This window comes from Pseudomonadota bacterium, assembly GCA_016195085.1.
Classification (GTDB): Bacteria; Pseudomonadota; Alphaproteobacteria; order SHVZ01; family SHVZ01; genus JACQAG01.
On record JACQAG010000080.1, the window covers coordinates 1 to 19,415 of the forward strand.

Genomic DNA, 19,415 nt, shown 5'->3' on the forward strand with positions numbered 1-19,415 from the left:
AGACCCGCAAAGATGCTATCGAGGTGGCGCATGCCCGGCTTCCCTTCTGAGTCTCGACAACCAGAAGGTACCCGGCAATCGCAGGGTTTGCCGGGCATGCGCCTGCGACCAATCGACTCATTCCCCGGACACCCGTGCGCGATGCGGGAGAGGGGTCTATGGGCGAGCCTTTCGTAGCCCCTCTCCCGCACCGCGGGGTCGGGACGGTCGGGGACGGGTCCTCCCGTCCCCGACGCCGCGCCGGGAGGATCCGGCGCGGCCGTCCCCGACGGTGCCGAGCGCGAGCGAGGCGGGTGAGGGTCTGTTTACCGCGCATTTACGACTCGGGGAACTAGCGTGGCGGAGAGTTTCGATTTCGTCGTCGTCGGTGCCGGCATCTCCGGGGCCAGCACCGCCTATCATCTGAAGCGCCGCGGTGTGCCCAAGGTGTTGCTGATCGAGCGGGCGAGCCCGGCCTCGGGCGGCACCGGCAAGAGTGCGGCGATCGTGCGCCAGCACTATTCGAGCCCGATCCTGGTCAGGCTGGCGCGCGAAAGCATCGATCTCTTCAAGGCGATGCCGGAGGAGCTCGGACAGAGCGGCGGCTATGTCAATTCCGGCTACTGCTTCCTCATCGCCGCCGACATGCTGGAGGGTGCCAGGCGCAACATCGCCATGCAGCGCACACTCGGCATCGATACCGTACTGGTCGAGGGGGCCGGCTTTCCCCAGCATCTGCCGGAGCTCAATCCTGAAGGGGTGGCCGCGACGGTGTTCGAGACGCTCGGCGGCTATGCCGACCCGGTGAAGTCGACGGAAGCCTATGTCGCCGGCTTCCAGCGCCTAGGCGGCAGCTTCCGTCCGCGCACGCCGGTGCGCTCGCTCCTCAGCGAAGGGCCCAGCATCACCGGCATCGTGACCGACAAGGGGAAGATCGCCGCCGGCACGGTGGTGAATGCCGCCGGGCCCTGGGCGAAGCCGCTCGCCGCCAGCGCCGGGCTCGCGCTCGAGCTGCGCGCCGTGCTCGAGCAAGACACGGTCTGGCAGGTGCCGCCGGGCCGTCCGGTGCCGTCCGTCTCCATCTCCAACGGCGTCGATGCAACCTATCTTCGACCCTTGGGCGACCGCCGGTTCGTCATCGGCCGCGGCTTTCCCAAGGAATATGCCGACGTCGATCCCTACAACTATAAAGAGACGGGCGACGAGGCTTTCATTGCCGACGTCCAGTCTCGCATCGAAAAGCGGTTCCCCGCCTTCGCCGGCATGCGGCTCATCGATGCCTATGGCGCGCTCTACGATGTGAGCCCCGACTGGTATCCCTTCGTCGGCACGCGCGCCGGGCTCGCAGGCTATGCCGATGCCTCGGGCGGCAGCGGCCATGGCTTCAAGATCGGCCCGGCCTTGGGACGGGGGCTCGCGAACTGGCTGGTCGACGGCGATGCGCCCCAGGATTTCAAGGCGCTCAGCCACGACCGGCTGGCCTCGGGGCGGCTCTTCGTCGGCTCCTTCGGCGGCAATCGGGGCTAGGAGTCGGTTGATCTGACCCAAGCGCTTTCTACCTCGCGGGCGAGCAAGCTGCGCCCCCACCCCAGCCCTCCCCCGTCTGACGGCGAGGGAGGGAGCAGGTGCGCATTCGACTCCCTCCCCCATGCGCAGCGTGGGGGAGGGCTGGGGTGGGGGCACCGTGCGGCGTCGGTCTCCGTTTGCGCAGCCGAGTTACGAGCTTCATGAGCCTGCTCGCGGTCGATGGTGTCGTTGCCGGCTATGGGCCGCATGACGAGATCTTGAAGGGCGTGGCGATCCACGCGGAGGCCGGCGAGATGGTGGCGCTCGTCGGCCCGAACGGTGCCGGCAAGTCGACCCTCCTCAAGACCATCGCCGGCCTGTTGAAGCCGCGCCAGGGCTCTGTGCGCTTCAAGGACGAGGACTTGCAGGCGCTGCGTCCACGCGAGATCAGCGCCCGGGGCATCGCCTTCGTGCCCCAGGAGGCCAACGTGTTCGCCTCCTTGAGCGTGAACGAGAATCTGGAGATGGGCGGCTATCTCGAGCCGGGCCAGGTCAAGCGACGCATGGCCGAGGTCTACGAACGGGTGCCGGAGCTGGCCGCCAAGAAAGTCAGCGCTGCCCGCACGCTATCCGGCGGGCAGCGGCAAATGCTTGCCATGGGGATGGCGCTCATGGTCGCGCCGACCTTGTTGCTGCTGGATGAGCCCTCGGCCGGGTTGTCGCCGATCGCAGCGGAGAAACTGTTTGATACCATCAAATCCATACACCAAGATGGCATGACCATCGTCATGGTCGAGCAGAACGCGCTCGAAGCGCTGGCGATCTCGGACCGCGCCTACATCCTGGTCGATGGCCGCAACAATCGCGACGGCCCGGCCAAGACCCTGGCGGCGGATCCGGAGATAAGACGGGTCTTCCTGGGCGGCTGACGCGGTCCGGGAGATGCCCAATAAGCTGCCGATCGAACAGGGGAACCAGATCATGAAATCCAGGCTTCAGACCACCCGTCGCACGCTTCTCCAGGGTGCTGCCGCACTCGGCGCCGGCGTCGCCTTCCTGCCCCGTGGCCTCCGCGCGCAGGCGAGCGGGCCCATCCGCATCGCCGGGCTGGTGCCCTTGACCGGCGGCGGCGGCGCCTTCGGCCCGAATATGAGCCTCTCGCAGAAGACGGTGGTGGACGAGGTGAATGCCGCCGGCGGCCTCTTAGGACGCAAGGTCGAGCTCATCACCGAGGACGACCAGACCAACCCCGAAGCCGGCGTGCGCGCCGCGCGCAAGCTCATCGACGTCGACAAGGTCTCGGCGATCATGAGCGTCTGGGCATCGGCGGTCGGCACCGCGGTCTTGCCGCTCTGCTGGGAGAACAAGGTGATGATGCTGGCGATCTCGGCGGCCGATACCATCGCCGAGCTGCCGCACCAGGGCTATTTCGTGCGCACCCAGCCGCACACAGCACTCCAGGGCGAGCAGTTCGCCAAGTTCGCCATCGATACCGGCACCAAGCATCTCTACGTGATGATGCCGCAGACGCCGTTCACCGAGACGGTGATCAAGGGCATCACCCAGATCTGCCAGTCGAAGAACATCAAGGTCACCTCGATGATCTACGACGCGAAGAAGACCTCGCTTCGCTCCGAGGTCGACGAGATGATGCGGACGACACCCGACACGCTGATGATCGGCGGCTATCAGCCCGACGACATCGTGCTGGCGAAGGACGTCTTCCGCGCCAACTACAAGGGCCGCGTGGTCGGCTTCGCCTATGGCATGACCCCGCAATTCGTCGAAGGTGCCGGCGCCGAGGTGACGGAGGGCATGTATACGATCGAGCCGATTCCGGCCGCCGGTTCGACCGCCTATGGCCGCTTGCAGAAGCTCCTGAAGAAGGACGCGCTCGACACCTACACCTGCCAGGGCTACGACCACGCCAACCTGGCGCTCCTGGCGATCGCCCAGGCCAAGGAGGCGAGCGGCACCGCCATCCGCGACAACATCCGCAAGATCGGCGACCCCGCCGGCGTCAAGGTCGACAACGCCGTCGACGGCATCAAGCTCCTGGCCGAAGGCAAGAAGATCAACTACGAGGGCGCGTCGGGGCCCTGCAAATTCACCGATATCGGCAACATCCGCGAAGTCGTGTTCCGCTTGAATCAGATCAAGGCCGGCAAGATCCTGCCCGCCTAGGCCCGAGCCGATCCTGCCGGCTTTCGTCGATGCCAAAGAAGGCCCCCACCCCAGCCCTCCCCCGCCGATGACGGCGAGGGAGGGAGCGAGACGCGCCTCTTCACTCCCTCCCTCGCCAAAGGCGGGGGAGGGTCGGGGTGGGGGCACTACCGTAGCCTCCGATACCCGGTCCTAGCCGCCTTGTCAGCGCAGGTTCTGCAGCTCATCGTCAACGGCGTGGTGGCGGGCACCATCCTGGCGGTGCCCGCCATAGGCCTCTCCACCATCTTCGCCGTGCTGCGCTTCGCCAATTTCGCGCTTGCCGGCCATATGGCGATCGGCGCGTTCGCCGGCTATGTCGCCAATGCCTGGCTCGGGCTCCCGGCTTATGTGGCGATCCTGGCGGCCTTCGCCGCCGCCGGCATCGTCGGCATCGTCTCCGACCATTTCGGGCTTCGCCCCTTGCGCAACTACGGGGCGCTGACCTTGGCGATCGCCTCCATCGCGCTCAATCTCGTGCTCGAGAACGTGCTGCGCTTCGGCTTCGGCAATCGGCCGCGCGATTATGCCATCAAGCTGGTGCGCGACTGGACCTTCGGTCCCATCCGCATCGGCCCGCAGCAGCTGGAGAATTTGGCGATCGCGGTCGCCGCCATGGCGCTCATCTTCCTCTTCCTGGCGCTCACCACCACCGGCAAGGCCATGCGCGCGGTCGCCGACAACCCGATTTTGGCCGACATCAAGGGCATCGATCCCGACCGCATGGCGCGCTTCGCCAACTTCATCGGCATGGGCCTGGGCGGCGTCGGCGGCATGCTCGTCGGCCTCGACACCTCGGTCGATCCCTTGGTCGGCTTCCGCGCCCTTCTCTCGGTGTTCGCCGCCGCGGTCGTCGGCGGCCTCGGCAGCATTCCCGGGGCGGCGATCGGCGGGCTCTTTATCGGCCTGGCGGAGGAGCTGTCGCTCTTGGCGCTGCCGGCCAGCTACAAGACCGCGGTCGGCTTTCTGGCGATCCTCATCATGCTCACGCTGCGCCCGCGCGGCATCCTGGGCGAGCGCGGCCTATGACCAGCTATCTCGTCGCCATGGCCACCTTCGGGACCATCTATGCGCTCCTGGCACTGTCGCTCAACGTCATGTGGGGCATGACCGGTATGGTCAATCTCGGGTTGACCGGCTTCTTCGCCGTCGGCGCCTATGCCTCCGCCTTGCTGACCGTGCGCCTCGGCATGCCGGTCGCCGTCGGCTTCCTTGCCTCGATGGCGGTCGCCTCATGCGTGGCGGCGGTCACCACCTTCGGCCTCATGCGGCTCCGCGACGACTATCTCGCCATCGTCACCCTCGGCTTCGCCGAGGTGGTGCGCATCGCCGGCGAGAACGAGATCTGGCTCACCAACGGCACCGACGGCATCTCGCGGATCCCGCAGCCGCTCAAATCCACCCTCGGCCCGGACTTCAACACGTTCTATCTGGGCTTGGCGCTCCTGGTGCTGGCCATCGTCTTCTTCCTCCTGGAGCGGCTGCGGCTCTCGCCCTTCGGCCGCGTGCTCCGCGCCATCCGCGAGGATGCGCAAATGGCCGCGGTCGCCGGCAAGAACGTGCTTCTCTTCAAGGTCTGGGCGTTCGCGATCGGCGGGCTCATCGCCGGGCTCGCCGGCGCGCTCTACGGGCACTACACCAGCTACATCGTCCCGGAGCTGTTCCAGCCGCTCTTGACCATCTACATCTTCCTGGCGCTGACGGCCGGCGGCCGCGGCAACAATTGGGGCGCGGCGATCGGCGCCTATGTCGTGGTCTTCTTCCTGGAATCGACCCGGTTCCTGACCGGCATCCTGCCCGGCATATCGGTCGTGCAGATCGCCGCCATGCGCGAGCTCCTGGTGGGCCTCGGGCTACTTCTGGTCCTGCATGTCCGCCCCTACGGGCTCATGCCGGAGCGGCTGCCGCGGCTGGAGGCGCCGCGCGCTCCGAGGAGCTAGAGCCTCGTCACCCTAACCTTGGGCAGAGATCACGCGCGCTGCCTATTTGGTCATCGCCCGGCGATCCGCGGCCCCGCGGGCAAGCGGGAAAAAGCGCGGATGGGATTGTGGCATGAGGCGTGCACCCCCTTGTAAGGCGGCGGGCAAGGCAGCTACGTTTGTCGTAAAGGAAACTCGGTCGCGACAGGCGACGGCTCTTCACCCTAGGAGTGCATCATGAAGCTCGGAAGCCATTGGCGGATTCGATTGCTCTTGGCCTCGGCGGCGGCGACCGCGCTCGTGGCCGGCGATGCCTCGGCGCAGCAATTCGCCTGCCCGAAGAAGGGCGGCGAAATCGTCTTCGCCCAGGAAGCCAAGGTCAACAGCCTGGACCAGCACACCTCGTCCACGATCTCGACGCGCAACGTCGCCATGAACATGTTCGAGTCCTTGATGACCCGCGACGAGAACTTCAATCCGATGCCCGAGCTGGCGGCCTCGGTCGAAGAGAGCAAAGACGGCATGACCTACGTCTTCAAGCTCAGGGACGGCATCAAGTTCCACAACGGCAAGCCGATGACCACCGCCGACGTGGTGGCGACCTTCGACCGTTATAAGAAGGTCGGTATCGATCGCGGGATTTTGGACGTGGTCGAGAGCTGGGAGGCGAAGGATGCCTCGACCTTCATCCTCCACATGAAGGTGGCGCAGCCGACCTTCCTGGAGAATTTCAGCTCCTTCAGCATTCCGATCGTCATCGTGCCGGCGGAGAACGCCAAGGCCGAGCCGATGCAATTGGCGACCGTCGGCACCGGACCGTTCCAGTTCGTCGAGTTCGTCGCCGATAGCCACGTCAAGATGAAGCGCTATGACGGCTACAATGCGGACACCCGCTACAAGGAGATCGACGGCTTCGGCGGCTACAAGCAGGCCTGCGTCGACAGCGTCAATTTCCGCATCGTGACCGAGCCCGGTGCCCGCGTCGCCGGGCTGGAGACCGGCGAGCTGCATGGCGCCGAGGACGTGCCGACTAAGTCCCAGGAGCGCTTGAAGCAGAACAAGGACATCGTGCTGAAGCCGCTCAAGAACTTCTGGATCCAGATCGCGACACCGAACGTGTCCATTCCGCCCACGGACAATCTCAAATTCCGCCAGGCGGTGCAGGCTGCAATGGACATGGACGAAGTCATGGAGGCGGCAACCGACGGCGCCTATCAGCTCAACATCGGCTTCCAATATCCAGGACAGAATTTCTACACCGAAGCCGGCAAGGAGACCTACAACCAGAAGAATGCCGCGAAGGCGAAGACGCTGCTCGCCGAGAGCGGCTACAAGGGCGAGGAGATGATCCTCTTGACCAACCGCGACTACACCAACATGTACAACGCGGCCTTGGTCATGTCCGAGCAGCTGAAGGCCGTCGGCATCAACGCCAAGCTCCTGGTCATCGACTGGCCGGCCTCGGTGCAGATGCAGCAGAACACCAACACCGGCTGGAACTGGTTCTTCACCGGCTACGGCACCAACACGGCCTTGGGCGGTGTGGCGGCCTTGCGCTTCCATGCGCCGCCGTTCAACACCTACAAACCGAAGACGCCGGAAGACGCCGACAAGGAGTTCATTGCCGCGTTCCGCGCCATCGAGAATGGCAAGACGCTGGACGAGCGCAAGGCTGCCTTCGCCAAGGCGCAGGCACGCGTCCTGGACCAGGTTCTGGCGCTGCCCTTCGGCTCCTTGACCAAGGTCCAGGCCGTGCGCGCCAATGTGCAGAACTTCAAGCCGTTCCGCATCCCGCGCATGTCGAACGTGTACTTCTCGGGCTGAGGCAACGCTTGGCGACGCAGTGCCGGACCGGATGAAGCTACCCCCCTCCCTATCCCTCCCCCGCAAGGGGGGAGGGGAAACAAGCTGCGGTGTTGGTCTGGCCTCCTCCCCCTTGAGGGGGGAGGGGTGGGGAGGGGGTGACGCATGCGAGTTCGCAGGTTCGTCGCGATGACCGAGGAAGGCGCATGGGTCGCTACATCCTCAATCGGCTGATCCAGGCGATCCCCGTCATCTTCTTGGTGAGCCTGATCTCATTCTGCATCATGCAGCTCGTGCCGGGCGATCCGGCGATCCTGATCGCCGGACCCAGCGCCACGCCGGCCGAGCTCGACAATGTCAGGCGCAATCTCGGCCTGGATCAGCCCTTCTACGTCCAGCTGACGCGCTACTACACGAACCTCCTGCAGGGCGATCTCGGCCGGTCGCTCTTCCTCGGCAAGCCGGTCTTGGATGCGACGATCGAGCGCCTGCCGGTTTCCATGTCGATTGCACTTTACTCAATGGTGCTGACCTTGTTGCTCGGGCTGTTGAGCGGTCTGGTTGCGGCCATGCGCCAGAATACCTGGGTGGACCAGGCAGTGATGCTGTTCGCGCTGCTCGGCGTCTCGATGCCGAATTTCTGGCTCGGCCTGATGATGATCGTGCTGCTGGGCGTGCATTGGGGTTGGCTGCCGACCGGCGGTTACATTCCCTATACGACCAGCTTCTACGGCTGGCTCGCCACCACCACCATGCCCGCGGTCTCGCTCGCCATGCTGAACACCGGGTTGCTGGCCCGCATCACCCGCTCGACCATGCTGGAGGTGCTGCGCCAGGACTATATCCGCACCGCCAAGGCCAAGGGCCTGCCGGGATGGATGATCATCGGCAAGCACGCCTTGAAGAACGTGATGATCCCGGTGATGACCGTCATCGGCATCATCTTCAGCCTGCTTCTGTCCGGCTCGCTGGTGATCGAGTCGATCTTCTCGGTGCCGGGCATCGGCTCGCTCTTGGGCTCCGCCATCCTCCGGCGCGACTATCCGATGATCCAGGGCGGACTGCTGTTCGTGGCCACCTCGCTCATGCTGCTCAACATCACGGTCGACATCCTCTATGCCTATTTCGATCCCCGCGTTCGCTATGACTGAACGGGCCCTGCCATGATTGAAGCCGACACGACGCTCGTTGCCATCCCCGAGACGATCCAGGCGCCGCCGCCGCGCTGGGCGTTCTGGCGTCATGCGACATTCCGCCGCCTGATGCACCACCAGCTCTTCCTCTCCGGCTCGATCCTGTTTGCCATCATCTCGCTGGTGGCGGTCTTCGCTCCGCTGATCACCGACGCCGATCCCAACAAGCTCGCCATGCGGCTCCGCTTCCATGCGCCGGATTGGGACTATCCCTTCGGCACCGACAATCTCGGCCGCAGCCAATTGAGCCGCGTCCTCTATGGCGCCCGGCTCTCGCTTGCCATCGGCCTCGGCGTGGTCATCCTCAACGGTGTCTTTGGCGTGCTCATCGGCGCCATCAGCGGCTTCTTCCGCCATCTCGACGACATCCTGATGCGCATCTCCGACGCGCTCATGGCGTTTCCGCCGCTCTTGCTGGCGCTCGGCATCGCCGCTGCCCTCGGGCCCTCCTCGAACACCGCGGTCATCGCGCTCTCGGCAGCCTACATTCCGCGTACGGCGCGCATCGTCAGAGCCTCGGTGCTGGTGGTGCGCGAGATGGAATATGTGCAGGCGGCCCAGGCCTGCGGCGCCAAGTCGTTGCGCATCATGTGGACCCATATCCTGCCCAACTGCATGGCCCCCTTGATCGTGCAGCTCACCTTCATCTTCGCCTATGCCGTGCTAACGGAGGCGACCTTGAGTTTCCTGGGCTTGGGCGCCGAGCCGCCGACTCCCACCTGGGGCAACATCATGGCCGAAGGCCGCACCTATCTGCGCGAAGCCGAATGGATCACCCTCATCCCCGGCATCGCCTTGGCGATGACCGTGCTCGGCCTCAACCTCCTGGGCGACGGGTTGCGCGACGTGCTCGACCCCAGGCTCAAGGTGCAGCAGGGCTGATGCCGGGAATGACCCACCCTCTGCTCCGGGTGCGCAACCTCACCACCGTCTTCGCCACCGGCCGGGGCGAGGTCGTCGCCGTCGAGGACGTCAGCTTCGATCTGGCCCAGGGCGAGGTCTTGGGCATCGTCGGCGAGTCCGGCTCCGGCAAGAGTGTGACCGCGCTCTCCATCATGGGCCTCCTGCCGCAGCCGCCGGGACGGGTGGCCAAGGGCGAGGTCTGGCTCGAATCGCGCAATCTCCTGACGCTGTCGGAAGGCGAGATGCGGCGCATCCGCGGCAACCGCATGGGCATGATCTTCCAGGAGCCGATGACCTCGCTCAATCCGGTCTTCCCGGTGGGCAACCAGATCATGGAGACCTTGCGGGTGCATCAGCGCCTGGGCGGCGTGGCGGCGCGCGCGCGGGCGGTCGAGCTCCTGGCCAAGGTCGGCATCCCGTCACCGGAACGGCGCATCGACGACTATCCCCATCAGCTCTCCGGCGGCCAACGCCAGCGCGTCATGATCGCCATGGCGCTGGCCTGCAGCCCGCAGCTCCTGATCGCCGACGAGCCTACCACTGCGCTCGACGTCACCATCCAGGCGCAGATCCTCGACCTGCTCCGTCAGCTGCAGGAAGAGTTCCGCATGGCGGTGATCATCATCACCCACAACATGGGCGTGGTCGCCGAATTCGCCCATCGCGTCATCGTCATGTATGCCGGCCGCGTGGTCGAGCAGGCGACGGTGGATGAGATCTTCGACCATCCGGCCCATCCCTACACGGAGGGGCTGCTCCACAGCATTCCCGACATGGAGAGCGATGCGAGGCGCCTGACCACCATCCCCGGCGTGATGCCGAGCCCGTTCGCCTTGCCGCCGGGTTGCCGCTTCCAGCCCCGCTGCGCCTATGCGCGACCGGTCTGCGGCACCCAGCAGCCGCCCCTGATTCAAGCCGACGACGCCCATGTCGCCGCCTGCATTAGGCTCACGGATTATCGCTTTCCGTTTCCCCAACCGGCGCTGGTGGAGGCGGGATCGTGAGCCAGGGCAGCATCGAAGCCGAGAGGATGACCGCTTCCGGCACCGGCGGCACGCTGCTGCGCGTCGAGAATCTGGTCAAGCACTTCCCGATCAAGCGCGGCTTCATCATCTCCCGGCATGTCGGCACGGTGCAGGCGGTGGATGGCGTCAGCTTCACCGTCAACCGCGGCGAGACTTTGGGACTCGTCGGCGAGTCCGGCTGCGGCAAGTCGACCACCGGGCGGCTCATCCTCCGTCTCCTGGAGGCCACATCGGGCCGCGTCGTCTATGACGGCACCGACATCTTCCGCCTCGATCAGGAAGCGATGCGCCGGTTCCGCCGCGACCTGCAGATCATCTTCCAGGATCCCTACGGCGCCCTCGACCCGCGCATGACCGTGGAAGAGATCATCGCCGAGCCGCTGGTGATCCAAGGCGCCAAGCGCGGGCCCGAGACCCGCCGCGCGGTGGAGCGCATGCTCGATGTCGTCGGGCTTGCCTCCTACCACGCCGGCCGCTATCCCCACGAGTTCTCCGGCGGCCAACGCCAGCGCATCGGCATCGCCCGCGCCCTGGCACCGCGGCCGAAATTCATCGTCTGCGACGAACCGGTCTCCGCCCTCGACGTCTCCATCCAGGCGCAGATCGTCAACCTCCTGCAGGATCTGCAGGAGGAGTTTAATCTGACTTATCTCTTCATCGCCCACGATCTGGGCGTGGTGAAGCACATCTCCGACCGGGTCGCGGTCATGTATCTCGGCAAGATCGTCGAGATCGCCGCCAAGAAGGCGCTCTACGCCACGCCGAAGCACCCCTACACCCAGGCGCTGCTCTCGGCGATCCCGGTGCCGCGGCCGCGCGCGCGGCGCCAGCGCCAGGTGCTCACCGGCGACGTGCCGAGCCCGATCAACCCGCCCGCGGGGTGCCGCTTCCACACGCGCTGTCCCTATGCCGAGGCCGTGTGCCGCGTCGAGGAGCCGCCGCTCCGAGAAGTTGCGGGCGGGCAGTTCGCCGCCTGCCATCTGGTGCCGGCGCTCTGAGGCGACCATGCCGTCCCAGCCGGCGCCGGACTTCGTCCTTGCCAATGCCTTGATGCCGGACGGCAGACGCGGCGCCATCGGCATCGCCCAAGGCCGCATCGTCGAGATCGCCGCCACACCGCGCCCGGGCGTCCCCGGCATCGACCTTGCGGGCGATCTCGTAATGCCCGGCTTCGTCGACGGGCACATGCATCTCGACAAGACGTTGGTCGGCCTCGGCTGGATGCCGCATCAGGCCAAGCCCGATCGCATGAGCCGGATCGAGACCGACAAGCGCATCTGGCCCACCCTCAACCTCTCCGTAGCCGCGCGCGCCGCCAATCTGATCGAGCTCTGCATCGCCCACGGCACCACTCAGATCCGGACCCACGTTGACGTCGACACCGAGGGCAAGCTCTCCCAGCTCCATGGCGTTCTGGAGGCGCGCGAGCGCTACCGGGATCGCGTGTCGATCGAGATCGTGGCCTTTCCCCAGAGCGGCGTCATGCGCCGGCCCGGCACCCTCGATCTCCTGGATGCCGCGGTGGCGGACGGCGCCGATCTCGTCGGCGGCATCGATCCCTTGGAGATCGATCGCGATCCGGCCGGCCAGCTCTCCGGCATCTTCGCCATCGCGGAGCGCCGGGGCATCGGCCTCGACATTCACCTGCACGAGCCGGGAGAGCTCGGCCTCTTCAACGTGCATGAGATCTGCCGGCGCACCGAGGCCTCGGGTCTCGGCGGCAAGGTCACCATCAGCCATGGCTTCTGCCTCGGCATGGTCGCCGACGCCAAGGCCGATGATGCGGCTTCGCGCATGGCGCGGGCCGGCGTGTCCCTGGTCACCCATGGCGGCGCTTCGGCGGCGATCCCGCCCCTCCTCAAGCTGCGCGCGGCAGGCGTGGAGGTCTTCGCCGGCAATGACGATGTCCGCGACACCTGGTCGCCCTATGGCAGCGGCGACATGCTGGAGCGGGCCATGCTGATCGGCTGGCGCTCCGACTTCCGGCGCGACGATCAGCTGGCACTCGCCTTCGATTTGGTGAGCGCAGCCGGGGCTCGGGCCCTCGGTCTCGGGCCCCATGGCATCGCCGTCGGCGCGCCGGCCGATCTCTCGGTGGCGGCGGCGTCGGGCGTGCCAGAGGCGGTGGTGGCGCATCCGCCTAGAAAATGGGTGATGAAGCGGGGACGCATCGTGGCGCGCGGCGGGAGTACCTTGGCGCGGCCTGAGGCACCGGTCGGTCTTGCCTGAGTGGACGCTAAGGTTCCTGCCGCAACGCCAGCACTGCGATTTCGACAAGACTCCCGTCCGCAAGAGTCGCGCCGATGCAGGCTCGTTGCGGCCAATGCTGCGGTTCTGGTCCTACCCAGTCGAGCCATTCCTCGTCGAACAGCGGCTTTTGGCGGAGATCCGCCAGCCAGACTGTCGCCGAGATGATGTTTCGTTTGTCGCTGCCCATCTTGAGCAGCTGGCTCTGAAGCTTCTCGAAGACCTGCCGGACTTGCACCACCAGGTCGCCAGTCTTGTCGGTCGCTGTCGTCGCCGTCCACGCGAAGGGGCCATGCGCGGAGCCAGCGCTTCTCCCCGGAGACCGCCCGGGCAGGCGCTGAATCTTCGCCGGTTTGCTGCGGCTCGGCATCCGAGTTGCTCGCTCAGGTTACGGCGAGCTCGAAGGCTTCGCCGCCGATGTAGAATTGCACCCGGTCGCTGGGGTAAGCCATGATCGAGTAGAATACCGGCTGTCCCGATCGGTCGATGCTGACGGACTCCGTCTCGATCACGTAGTCGCCCGGAGCGACCTCGAGATGCTCGATGTCTTCGCGTGTGGCTTCGCGTGCGCGCAGCCGGATGTCTTTGCGCCGATATTGCGCGATGCCGATGGAGCCCAAAGTCGCCGAGACGGAAAATCGCTCAGGTGATCCCTTCGCCGCTTTCTTGAATGCATTCTCGACGCCAGTCATCCGGCTGCTCGGGAAATAAATGCGAGCGAGAGCGACGGGCATACCATCCGCCTTGCCCAGCGTGCCGACAAACAGCACCGGCGTTGCCAGCTCCAGCTCGAGCTTAGCGGCGATTGCCTGCGTCGCGGGGAGGGTGTGCATTTCGATCATCTCTCGCCGCGGGGTCATGGAGTTCTCGGCGAGATTCTCCTCGAAGGTCTTGCGGGCCGAGATGCGGTACTCGAAGACCTTGTCGGTGACGAAAGTCCCGCGTCCATGCTCGACCCGGAGCAGGCCCTCGCTCTGCAAATGCGACAGCGCCCGCCTTATCGTCTGCCGGGCAACGCCGTAGCGGCTCGCAAGAGCGATCTCCGCGGGCAGCTTATCGCCCGCGCTGAGGACGCCTTGATCGATGTCGCGCACGATCGCGTCGCCGATGCGGCGCCAACGGCTGATTCCTTCAACTTTCACGGGTGCTTCCATCCGCTCGAGGGGTTGCTCGCCAGTGTCCAACCGCCGCGCTGCGTCATTGCCAGCTCTCGCCATGAAACTATCATGGGTTGGTCATAGTTGTCTATAAGTACGAACGTCTTGACATAGGGTCTATCAGACATCTATCGTGACGTAAAGCCGAGGGGAGGCTCGGTCATCGGCCGGGCCGCCGTCAAGCGGGAGGTGCGGGTGTCGGGACTGTCGCTCCAGCGCATCACCAAGAGCTTCGGCGCGACTGCCGTGCTCAAAGGCGTGTCGCTAGACGTGGCGCCCGGCGAGTTCCTGACTCTGCTTGGCCCGAGCGGTTGCGGAAAATCGACCTTATTGCGCGTGATCGCCGGGCTCGAGGCCCATGATTCCGGCAGCGTCTCGATCGGCGGCGCTCAGGTCGACGGCGAGCGGCCGAAGTATCGCGACGTCGCCATGGTGTTCCAGTCTTACGCGCTTTATCCGCACATGACGGTGGCCCAGAACTTGGCGCTGCCGCTGCGAATGCGGCAGCTGTCGGCCGCCCAACGCTTGCCCCTCGTCGGTCGTTGGCTGCCTGGAACGCGCGGCAGAACCGAAGCGATCGACCACGAGGTTCGGCGGACCGCCGCCGCGCTCGAAATCGGACATCTGCTCGATCGCAAGCCGGGTCAGCTCTCCGGCGGCCAGCGACAGCGGGTCGCCCTCGGCCGCGCCATGGTCCGTCACCCGGCGATCTTCCTCATGGACGAGCCACTCTCGAACCTGGACGCGAAGCTGCGGGTGGCAACACGCGCCGAGATCAAGGAATTGCATCAGCGGCTCGGCGCGACCTTCGTCTATGTGACGCATGATCAATCCGAGGCGATGACATTGTCGGATCGGGTCGCTGTCATGCTCGACGGCGAGCTTCTGCAGGTAGCGTCGCCTCGCGAGATCTACGCCGAGCCGGCCGATCGGCGCGTCGCCGAGTTCATCGGCTCGCCGAAGATCAACATGCTGACGGGCAGGGTTCGCGACCGGGATTTCGTCGATGTGGCCGGGGCGACGCTTTCGCTGCGCACCGGAGTCGCTTCCGGCGGCACGATCAGGCTCGGGATCAGACCGGAAGCGTTTCAGCTGGCCGATGGCACGACGTCGGGAACCTTGGCGACGCGGCTCCGTTTCGTGGAGCATCTCGGCTCCGATCTGTTCGTGCACCTGGACGCGCCCGGCGAAGCCGAGCCGCTCATCGCTCGCCTGGATGCCGAGAGGACTCCGGATCTGGTGCCCGGTTCCACGGTCCATCTCGAGGTTCGCCCGGGGCGCATTCTTCTATTTGACGAGGCGGGCTGCCGCATCCGGCTGGAACGGCCCAGGATCGCCGCGCTTCGGAGCTACGCCTAAGTGAGCTCCTCACCGTTCATAGCGGGATCCTCGGCCCGGGGCAGGGCCACTCGATCCGCAGCAGCCGCTCGCGCCGATGAAGCGCTGGCCGGCTATGCGTTGGCCGGTCCCGCGTTTCTCCTGCTTTTGTGCCTCTTCATACTGCCCACACTCAGCGTTCTGCTGATAGCCACAACCGACTGGAAGTTCGGCGCGCGCACGCTTTCGTTCGTGGGTCTGCGAAATTTCGCCGAGCTGTTTTCCGATCCCGTGTTTCGCATTTCGGCTGTCAATACCGTCCTGTATGTCGCCGTGGTCGTGCCAGCCACGGTCTCCTTGGGACTGACGGTCGCGCTTCTCATCGAGAGCGGCCGAAGCCTCCGCGCCTTCTATCGAGCAGTCCACTTCTTGCCCTTCATGGCCACGCTCGCGGCTATGGCGATCGCGTGGGAAATGCTGCTCCATCCCACGATTGGATTGGTCAATCAGGTGTTCACCCTGCTTGGTCTACCGGCGGCGAATTGGCTCAGAAACGCCAACACCGCCTTGCCTGTCTTGGCGGTAATCGGCGTTTGGCAGGACCTCGGCTTTGCGATGGTGCTGTTTCTCGCCGGTCTCAAGGCGATCCCGCAGGAGCTCTATGACGCCGCCGATGTCGATGGGGCCGACCGCATGCTCGACCGCCTGCGAACCGTAACGCTGCCGCTCCTCGGTCCGGTGACGATGTTCGTCGTGATCGTGATGACGCTGAAGGAGCTAAGAGTGTTCGATACCGTGAAGATCCTCACAGAAGGCGGCCCCGCCAAGGCATCGGAGGTTCTGCTCTACACTCTATATGTCGAGAGCTTCGAGTATATGCGGACCGGATACGGCGCAGCGATAACGGTGCTGTTTCTGGCTGTGGTCGTCGGGTTGACGCTGCTGCAGGCGAAGGTCATGGACAAGCGAGTCCATTACTCATGATTGGGCCTGCTTTGCATAGCAGGGTCCGTGGCTTGCTGAGGCACGCGATCCTCTCCACGACCGCGGCCGCCTCGCTCGTTCCTTTCGTCTGGATGATCAGCCTCTCGCTGAAGCCCCGCAACGAGATCTTTCAGTCGACTATCTCCCTGCTTCCCGCCCATTGGCACGCCTGGGAAAACTATGCGCGCGCGCTCACGGCGGCGGCGCTTCCTCGCTACTTGCTGAATGGCGCGGTGGTGTGCGCCGCCATCTTGACGTTGCAGATCCTGGTCTGCGCACCGGCTGCCTACGCGCTCGCCAAGCTCAGGTTCAAGGGCCGCGAGGCGCTGTTTGGATTGGTGCTCGTCGGCTTGCTAATTCCCCAGCAGGTGCTCGCTTTGCCGCTCTTCATCCTCGCCTATCAGGCGGGAATCCTGAACAGCTACGCGGCCTTGATCTTTCCCTTCGTGGTGTCGCCGTTCGGTATCTTTCTGTTCCGGCAATTCTTCAAGACTATCCCTGATGACATCGTGCATGCGGCGCGGCTCGACGGGCTGTCGGAGCTCAGCATCGTCTGGCGGATCATGGTTCCGATGGCGCTTCCGGCCCTCATCGCGTTCTCGATCTTCTCCGTCGTCAGCCACTGGAACGATCTGTTCTGGCCATTGATCGCCGTACAGTCGGAAGCGCTGATGCCGCCGACGCTCGGCGTGGTGACCTTCAAGAACGCGGAAATGGGTCACGACTATGGCCCATTGATGGCGGGCGCGACGCTGGTCATCGCGCCGCTGATCATCGCCTTTCTGTTTGCGCAACGATGGTTCATCGAAGGCCTGATGGTGGGCAGCGTGAAATAGCGGCGTGTGGCCGGAATCGGGAGTGTGAAATGGAAAGCTCTATGCGTCTCGATCTGCGGCCTGCGACCCCGCATATCGGGGCCGATGTCGAGGGCCTCGATCTCGGCAAGCTTGCAGACGATCAGAGTGCCGAGACCCTCGATACCCTTCGGCGTGCGCTCGACCGGCATATCGTGCTGCGGTTTCGCGGCCAATCGCTCTCGCCGCAGCAAATGGAACGATTGGGCGGGTATTTTGGCCCGCTCTTGAGCCTAAAGCGACCGGAGAACAAGACCGCCGATCACATCCGTGGCGTCGAGTTCCTGAAGATCATTTCCAATGCGCGCACCGCCGATGGCCGCCCGTTGGGCGACGGCAGTCCCAATGCTCAGGATTGGCACAGCGACGGGGCGATGAAGCCGCGTCCGGCCACCTATACCTACTTCTACGCGCGCAAGGTGCCGCGAATTCCGCCACGAACCTATTGGATGAACGCATATCTGATCTACACGTCGCTGCCGGACAATGTGAAGGCACGGATCGCGGGGCTGAGCGTGATCCATCATCATTTCACTGCCGGCAACGAGTTTCCGCTCCCGCAGTCGCTGCCGCTGGAGGTACGCCAGAGTGGACCGCGGCACCCGCTCGTCCGCGTACATCCGTCGACCGGGCGGCCCAGCCTCTATCTCCCGCATCGCTCCGACGCGCTCATCATCGGCATGAACTCCGGCGAGAGCGCCGAGCTTATCAGTTATCTCAGGGATTTTGCGCGGCTCGCCCCGTTCTGGTGGGCGGCGGCCATGGAGGTGGACGACGTGGTCATCTGGGACAACCGGCCCGCCCTCCACCGGCGCGATGGCTGGGATCCGTCGGAGGAGCGAGTGCTCTGGCACCTCGCTAACGAAGGCGAGGCACCAATCCCATACAGCGCAAATTCTGGCGCCTCAAAAGCGACAAAGGTGCAGATGGCATCGTGATGCAAAGCGCGGCGCGGGTACGAAAGAAGGCCCGGCCGTCGAAAGATCGGCAATCAATTTACGACAGGAGGTTTCAAATGAGAGCATTTCGGGCAGCGCTCGCCGGGATTCTCGGTCTTCTGGGAACCGACCCAGCGGCCAGCGCTCAGACCATGGTCGACATCAGGGCCAGCTCCTATATCAAGCCCGTCTATGAGCAGCTGGTCACGGAGTTCAATCAAAGCGCCAAAGGCATCGCCGCCAAGTTCACTGTGACGGCGCGCGATGAGGAGGAGGCGGTACAGCAGCTCCTCCGCAGCGGCCTTGTCGGCAGCGATGTTCCGGACGTGCTCTATATCAGCGGAACCTTCGTCCGTCTGCTCGCGGATCGCGGCCTCGCGGTGGACCTGGATCCTCTCATCAAGTCCGACCCAAATTGGAGCAAGCAGGGATTCACGGAAGCCGTAGCCGCGGCGGGACGCGTCAACGGCCGCACTTACGGGCTGGCATTCGGCCTTTCGATGCCCGTAGTCCTTTTCAACTCGGAGCTTGTGCGCAAGGCGGGCGGCGATCCCGGCAAGCTGCCGGGCGAGTGGTCCGGAATTCTGAGTCTGGCCAAGAAGATCGACGCGCTCGGCTCGAGCAATGTCGGTGGGTTTCTCGAGCATGACAATGGCGGCTCCTTCAGCCTGCTCTTTCTGCTCGAAAGTCATGGCGGGCAGATGTTGAGCGCCGACGAGAAGAAAGTGACGCTCAAGACCCCGCAGGGTTTGAAGGCACTCGAGGTGCTGCGCGGCTTTGGCGAATCGGGCCAGGCGCGGGCCAGCATGACGCGCGATCAAGCGCGCCAGGCCTTCGGCGCCGGCAATCTCGGCGTGTTCGTGACCATGAGCAGCACCATTCCCGCCCATGAGCAGGCATCGGCCGGCCATTTCGAGGTGCTCTCGGTCCCGTTTCCGATCGCGGCGGCGGAAGGTAAGTTGCCTGCTGCGGGCCCGATCGGCGTCATGCTGACCCATGATCCAGCCAAGCAGAAGGCGGCGTTCGAGCTGATGAAGTTCGCATCGGGACCGCGCGGCCAGACGATCCTAGCCACCGGCAGCGGCTACGCGCCGGTCAACGAGATTGCGATCAAGGACGCATCGATGCTCGGCGAAGTCTTGTCGAAGCGAAAGAATGCCCACTCCTATATCGCTCGCCTGAACGTCGCCACCAGCTGGTATGCGCCGCCCGGTGACAACGCCATCAAGATCTCGAGGGTGGTCAAGGATGACCTCGAGCAGGTGGTCACGCTCCGCATGACGCCGGAGCAAGCTCTCGATGCCATGACCAGCGAAATCCAGCCGCTGCTTCCCAAGCAGTAGGCTTCCCGGCCGTCTGTGCCGAGCAAAACAAGGCCGGAGAGGGTC

General features: G+C 65.0%; 18 protein-coding genes. 16 read left to right on the forward strand and 2 right to left on the reverse strand.

Annotation, left to right across the window (positions count from 1 at the left end):
• Positions 1-336 precede the first annotated feature (336 nt).
• From HY058_21095 to HY058_21145, 11 genes are all read left to right on the forward strand, one after another.
• A complete protein-coding gene (locus tag HY058_21095) occupies positions 337-1,506 on the forward strand; it encodes an FAD-binding oxidoreductase (protein MBI3499802.1) in 1,170 nt (389 codons plus the stop codon).
• Positions 1,507-1,706: 200 nt separating this feature from the next.
• A complete protein-coding gene (locus HY058_21100) occupies positions 1,707-2,414 on the forward strand; it encodes an ABC transporter ATP-binding protein (GenBank protein ID MBI3499803.1) in 708 nt (235 codons plus the stop codon).
• Positions 2,415-2,466: 52 nt separating this feature from the next.
• Positions 2,467-3,669 carry an ABC transporter substrate-binding protein gene (locus HY058_21105; protein MBI3499804.1) on the forward strand — a complete coding sequence of 401 codons (1,203 nt, stop codon included), beginning with the start codon at positions 2,467-2,469 and terminating at the stop codon, positions 3,667-3,669.
• Positions 3,670-3,849: 180 nt separating this feature from the next.
• Complete coding sequence (locus HY058_21110) at positions 3,850-4,716, forward strand: branched-chain amino acid ABC transporter permease (GenBank protein MBI3499805.1); 867 nt, start codon at positions 3,850-3,852, stop codon at positions 4,714-4,716.
• Entirely contained in the window at positions 4,713-5,627 is a 915-nt protein-coding gene (locus tag HY058_21115) for a branched-chain amino acid ABC transporter permease (protein ID MBI3499806.1), read from the forward strand. Before HY058_21110 ends, HY058_21115 begins: the two co-directional genes overlap by 4 nt.
• A gap of 216 nt (positions 5,628-5,843) precedes the next feature.
• Complete coding sequence (locus HY058_21120) at positions 5,844-7,430, forward strand: ABC transporter substrate-binding protein (GenBank protein MBI3499807.1); 1,587 nt, start codon at positions 5,844-5,846, stop codon at positions 7,428-7,430.
• 185 nt (positions 7,431-7,615) lie between these two features.
• Positions 7,616-8,560: an ABC transporter permease gene (locus HY058_21125; protein MBI3499808.1), complete on the forward strand. Its 945-nt coding sequence runs from the start codon at positions 7,616-7,618 to the stop codon at positions 8,558-8,560.
• A gap of 12 nt (positions 8,561-8,572) precedes the next feature.
• Positions 8,573-9,484, forward strand: coding sequence for an ABC transporter permease (locus tag HY058_21130; GenBank protein MBI3499809.1), 912 nt, complete (start codon positions 8,573-8,575; stop codon positions 9,482-9,484).
• Between the two features lie 8 nt (positions 9,485-9,492).
• Complete coding sequence (locus HY058_21135) at positions 9,493-10,509, forward strand: ABC transporter ATP-binding protein (GenBank protein ID MBI3499810.1); 1,017 nt, start codon at positions 9,493-9,495, stop codon at positions 10,507-10,509.
• 26 nt (positions 10,510-10,535) lie between these two features.
• On the forward strand, positions 10,536-11,528 hold the full coding sequence (locus HY058_21140; GenBank protein MBI3499811.1) for a dipeptide ABC transporter ATP-binding protein: 993 nt from the start codon (positions 10,536-10,538) through the stop codon (positions 11,526-11,528).
• 7 nt (positions 11,529-11,535) lie between these two features.
• On the forward strand, positions 11,536-12,759 hold the full coding sequence (locus tag HY058_21145) for an amidohydrolase family protein (protein ID MBI3499812.1): 1,224 nt from the start codon (positions 11,536-11,538) through the stop codon (positions 12,757-12,759).
• Positions 12,760-12,766: 7 nt separating this feature from the next.
• Here HY058_21145 and HY058_21150 read toward each other — a convergent pair whose 3' ends face one another.
• Together HY058_21150 and phnF are read right to left on the reverse strand one after the other, a co-directional pair.
• Positions 12,767-13,147, reverse strand: a complete 381-nt coding sequence (locus tag HY058_21150) for a hypothetical protein (protein ID MBI3499813.1) — start codon at positions 13,145-13,147, stop codon at positions 12,767-12,769.
• Positions 13,148-13,160: 13 nt separating this feature from the next.
• Positions 13,161-13,919: a phosphonate metabolism transcriptional regulator PhnF gene (phnF, locus tag HY058_21155; GenBank protein ID MBI3499814.1), complete on the reverse strand. Its 759-nt coding sequence runs from the start codon at positions 13,917-13,919 to the stop codon at positions 13,161-13,163.
• A 210-nt stretch (positions 13,920-14,129) separates the two neighbouring features.
• Between phnF and HY058_21160 the strand changes: the two genes are divergently transcribed.
• The 5 genes from HY058_21160 (at position 14,130) to HY058_21180 (ending at position 19,370) form a co-directional block, all read left to right on the forward strand.
• On the forward strand, positions 14,130-15,293 hold the full coding sequence (locus tag HY058_21160; protein ID MBI3499815.1) for an ABC transporter ATP-binding protein: 1,164 nt from the start codon (positions 14,130-14,132) through the stop codon (positions 15,291-15,293).
• Between the two features lie 18 nt (positions 15,294-15,311).
• The gene (locus HY058_21165) at positions 15,312-16,235 is read left to right on the forward strand and encodes a sugar ABC transporter permease (protein MBI3499816.1); all 924 of its coding nucleotides are present in this window, start codon (positions 15,312-15,314) and stop codon (positions 16,233-16,235) included.
• Positions 16,232-17,071, forward strand: a complete 840-nt coding sequence (locus HY058_21170; GenBank protein MBI3499817.1) for a carbohydrate ABC transporter permease — start codon at positions 16,232-16,234, stop codon at positions 17,069-17,071. Before HY058_21165 ends, HY058_21170 begins: the two co-directional genes overlap by 4 nt.
• On the forward strand, positions 17,032-18,027 hold the full coding sequence (locus HY058_21175) for a TauD/TfdA family dioxygenase (protein MBI3499818.1): 996 nt from the start codon (positions 17,032-17,034) through the stop codon (positions 18,025-18,027). The genes HY058_21170 and HY058_21175 overlap by 40 nt, the downstream gene beginning before the upstream one ends.
• 77 nt (positions 18,028-18,104) lie before the next feature.
• Complete coding sequence (locus HY058_21180; GenBank protein MBI3499819.1) at positions 18,105-19,370, forward strand: extracellular solute-binding protein; 1,266 nt, start codon at positions 18,105-18,107, stop codon at positions 19,368-19,370.
• Positions 19,371-19,415: the final 45 nt, after the last annotated feature.

Excerpts from the sequence above, each read along its gene's own strand:
- HY058_21100 (MBI3499803.1), top strand. The coding sequence starts at position 1,707 with ATGAGCCTGCTCGCGGTCGATGGTGTCGTTGCCGGCTATGGGCCGCAT.
- HY058_21170 (MBI3499817.1), top strand. The coding sequence starts at position 16,232 with ATGATTGGGCCTGCTTTGCATAGCAGGGTCCGTGGCTTGCTGAGGCAC.
- HY058_21125 (MBI3499808.1), top strand. The coding sequence starts at position 7,616 with ATGGGTCGCTACATCCTCAATCGGCTGATCCAGGCGATCCCCGTCATC.
- HY058_21120 (MBI3499807.1), top strand. The coding sequence starts at position 5,844 with ATGAAGCTCGGAAGCCATTGGCGGATTCGATTGCTCTTGGCCTCGGCG.
- HY058_21145 (MBI3499812.1), top strand. The coding sequence starts at position 11,536 with ATGCCGTCCCAGCCGGCGCCGGACTTCGTCCTTGCCAATGCCTTGATG.
- HY058_21115 (MBI3499806.1), top strand. The coding sequence starts at position 4,713 with ATGACCAGCTATCTCGTCGCCATGGCCACCTTCGGGACCATCTATGCG.
- HY058_21180 (MBI3499819.1), top strand. The coding sequence starts at position 18,105 with ATGAGAGCATTTCGGGCAGCGCTCGCCGGGATTCTCGGTCTTCTGGGA.
- HY058_21135 (MBI3499810.1), top strand. The coding sequence starts at position 9,493 with ATGACCCACCCTCTGCTCCGGGTGCGCAACCTCACCACCGTCTTCGCC.
- HY058_21130 (MBI3499809.1), top strand. The coding sequence starts at position 8,573 with ATGATTGAAGCCGACACGACGCTCGTTGCCATCCCCGAGACGATCCAG.
- HY058_21105 (MBI3499804.1), top strand. The coding sequence starts at position 2,467 with ATGAAATCCAGGCTTCAGACCACCCGTCGCACGCTTCTCCAGGGTGCT.
- HY058_21140 (MBI3499811.1), top strand. The coding sequence starts at position 10,536 with ATGACCGCTTCCGGCACCGGCGGCACGCTGCTGCGCGTCGAGAATCTG.
- HY058_21175 (MBI3499818.1), top strand. The coding sequence starts at position 17,032 with ATGGTTCATCGAAGGCCTGATGGTGGGCAGCGTGAAATAGCGGCGTGT.
- HY058_21150 (MBI3499813.1), bottom strand. The coding sequence starts at position 13,147 with ATGCCGAGCCGCAGCAAACCGGCGAAGATTCAGCGCCTGCCCGGGCGG.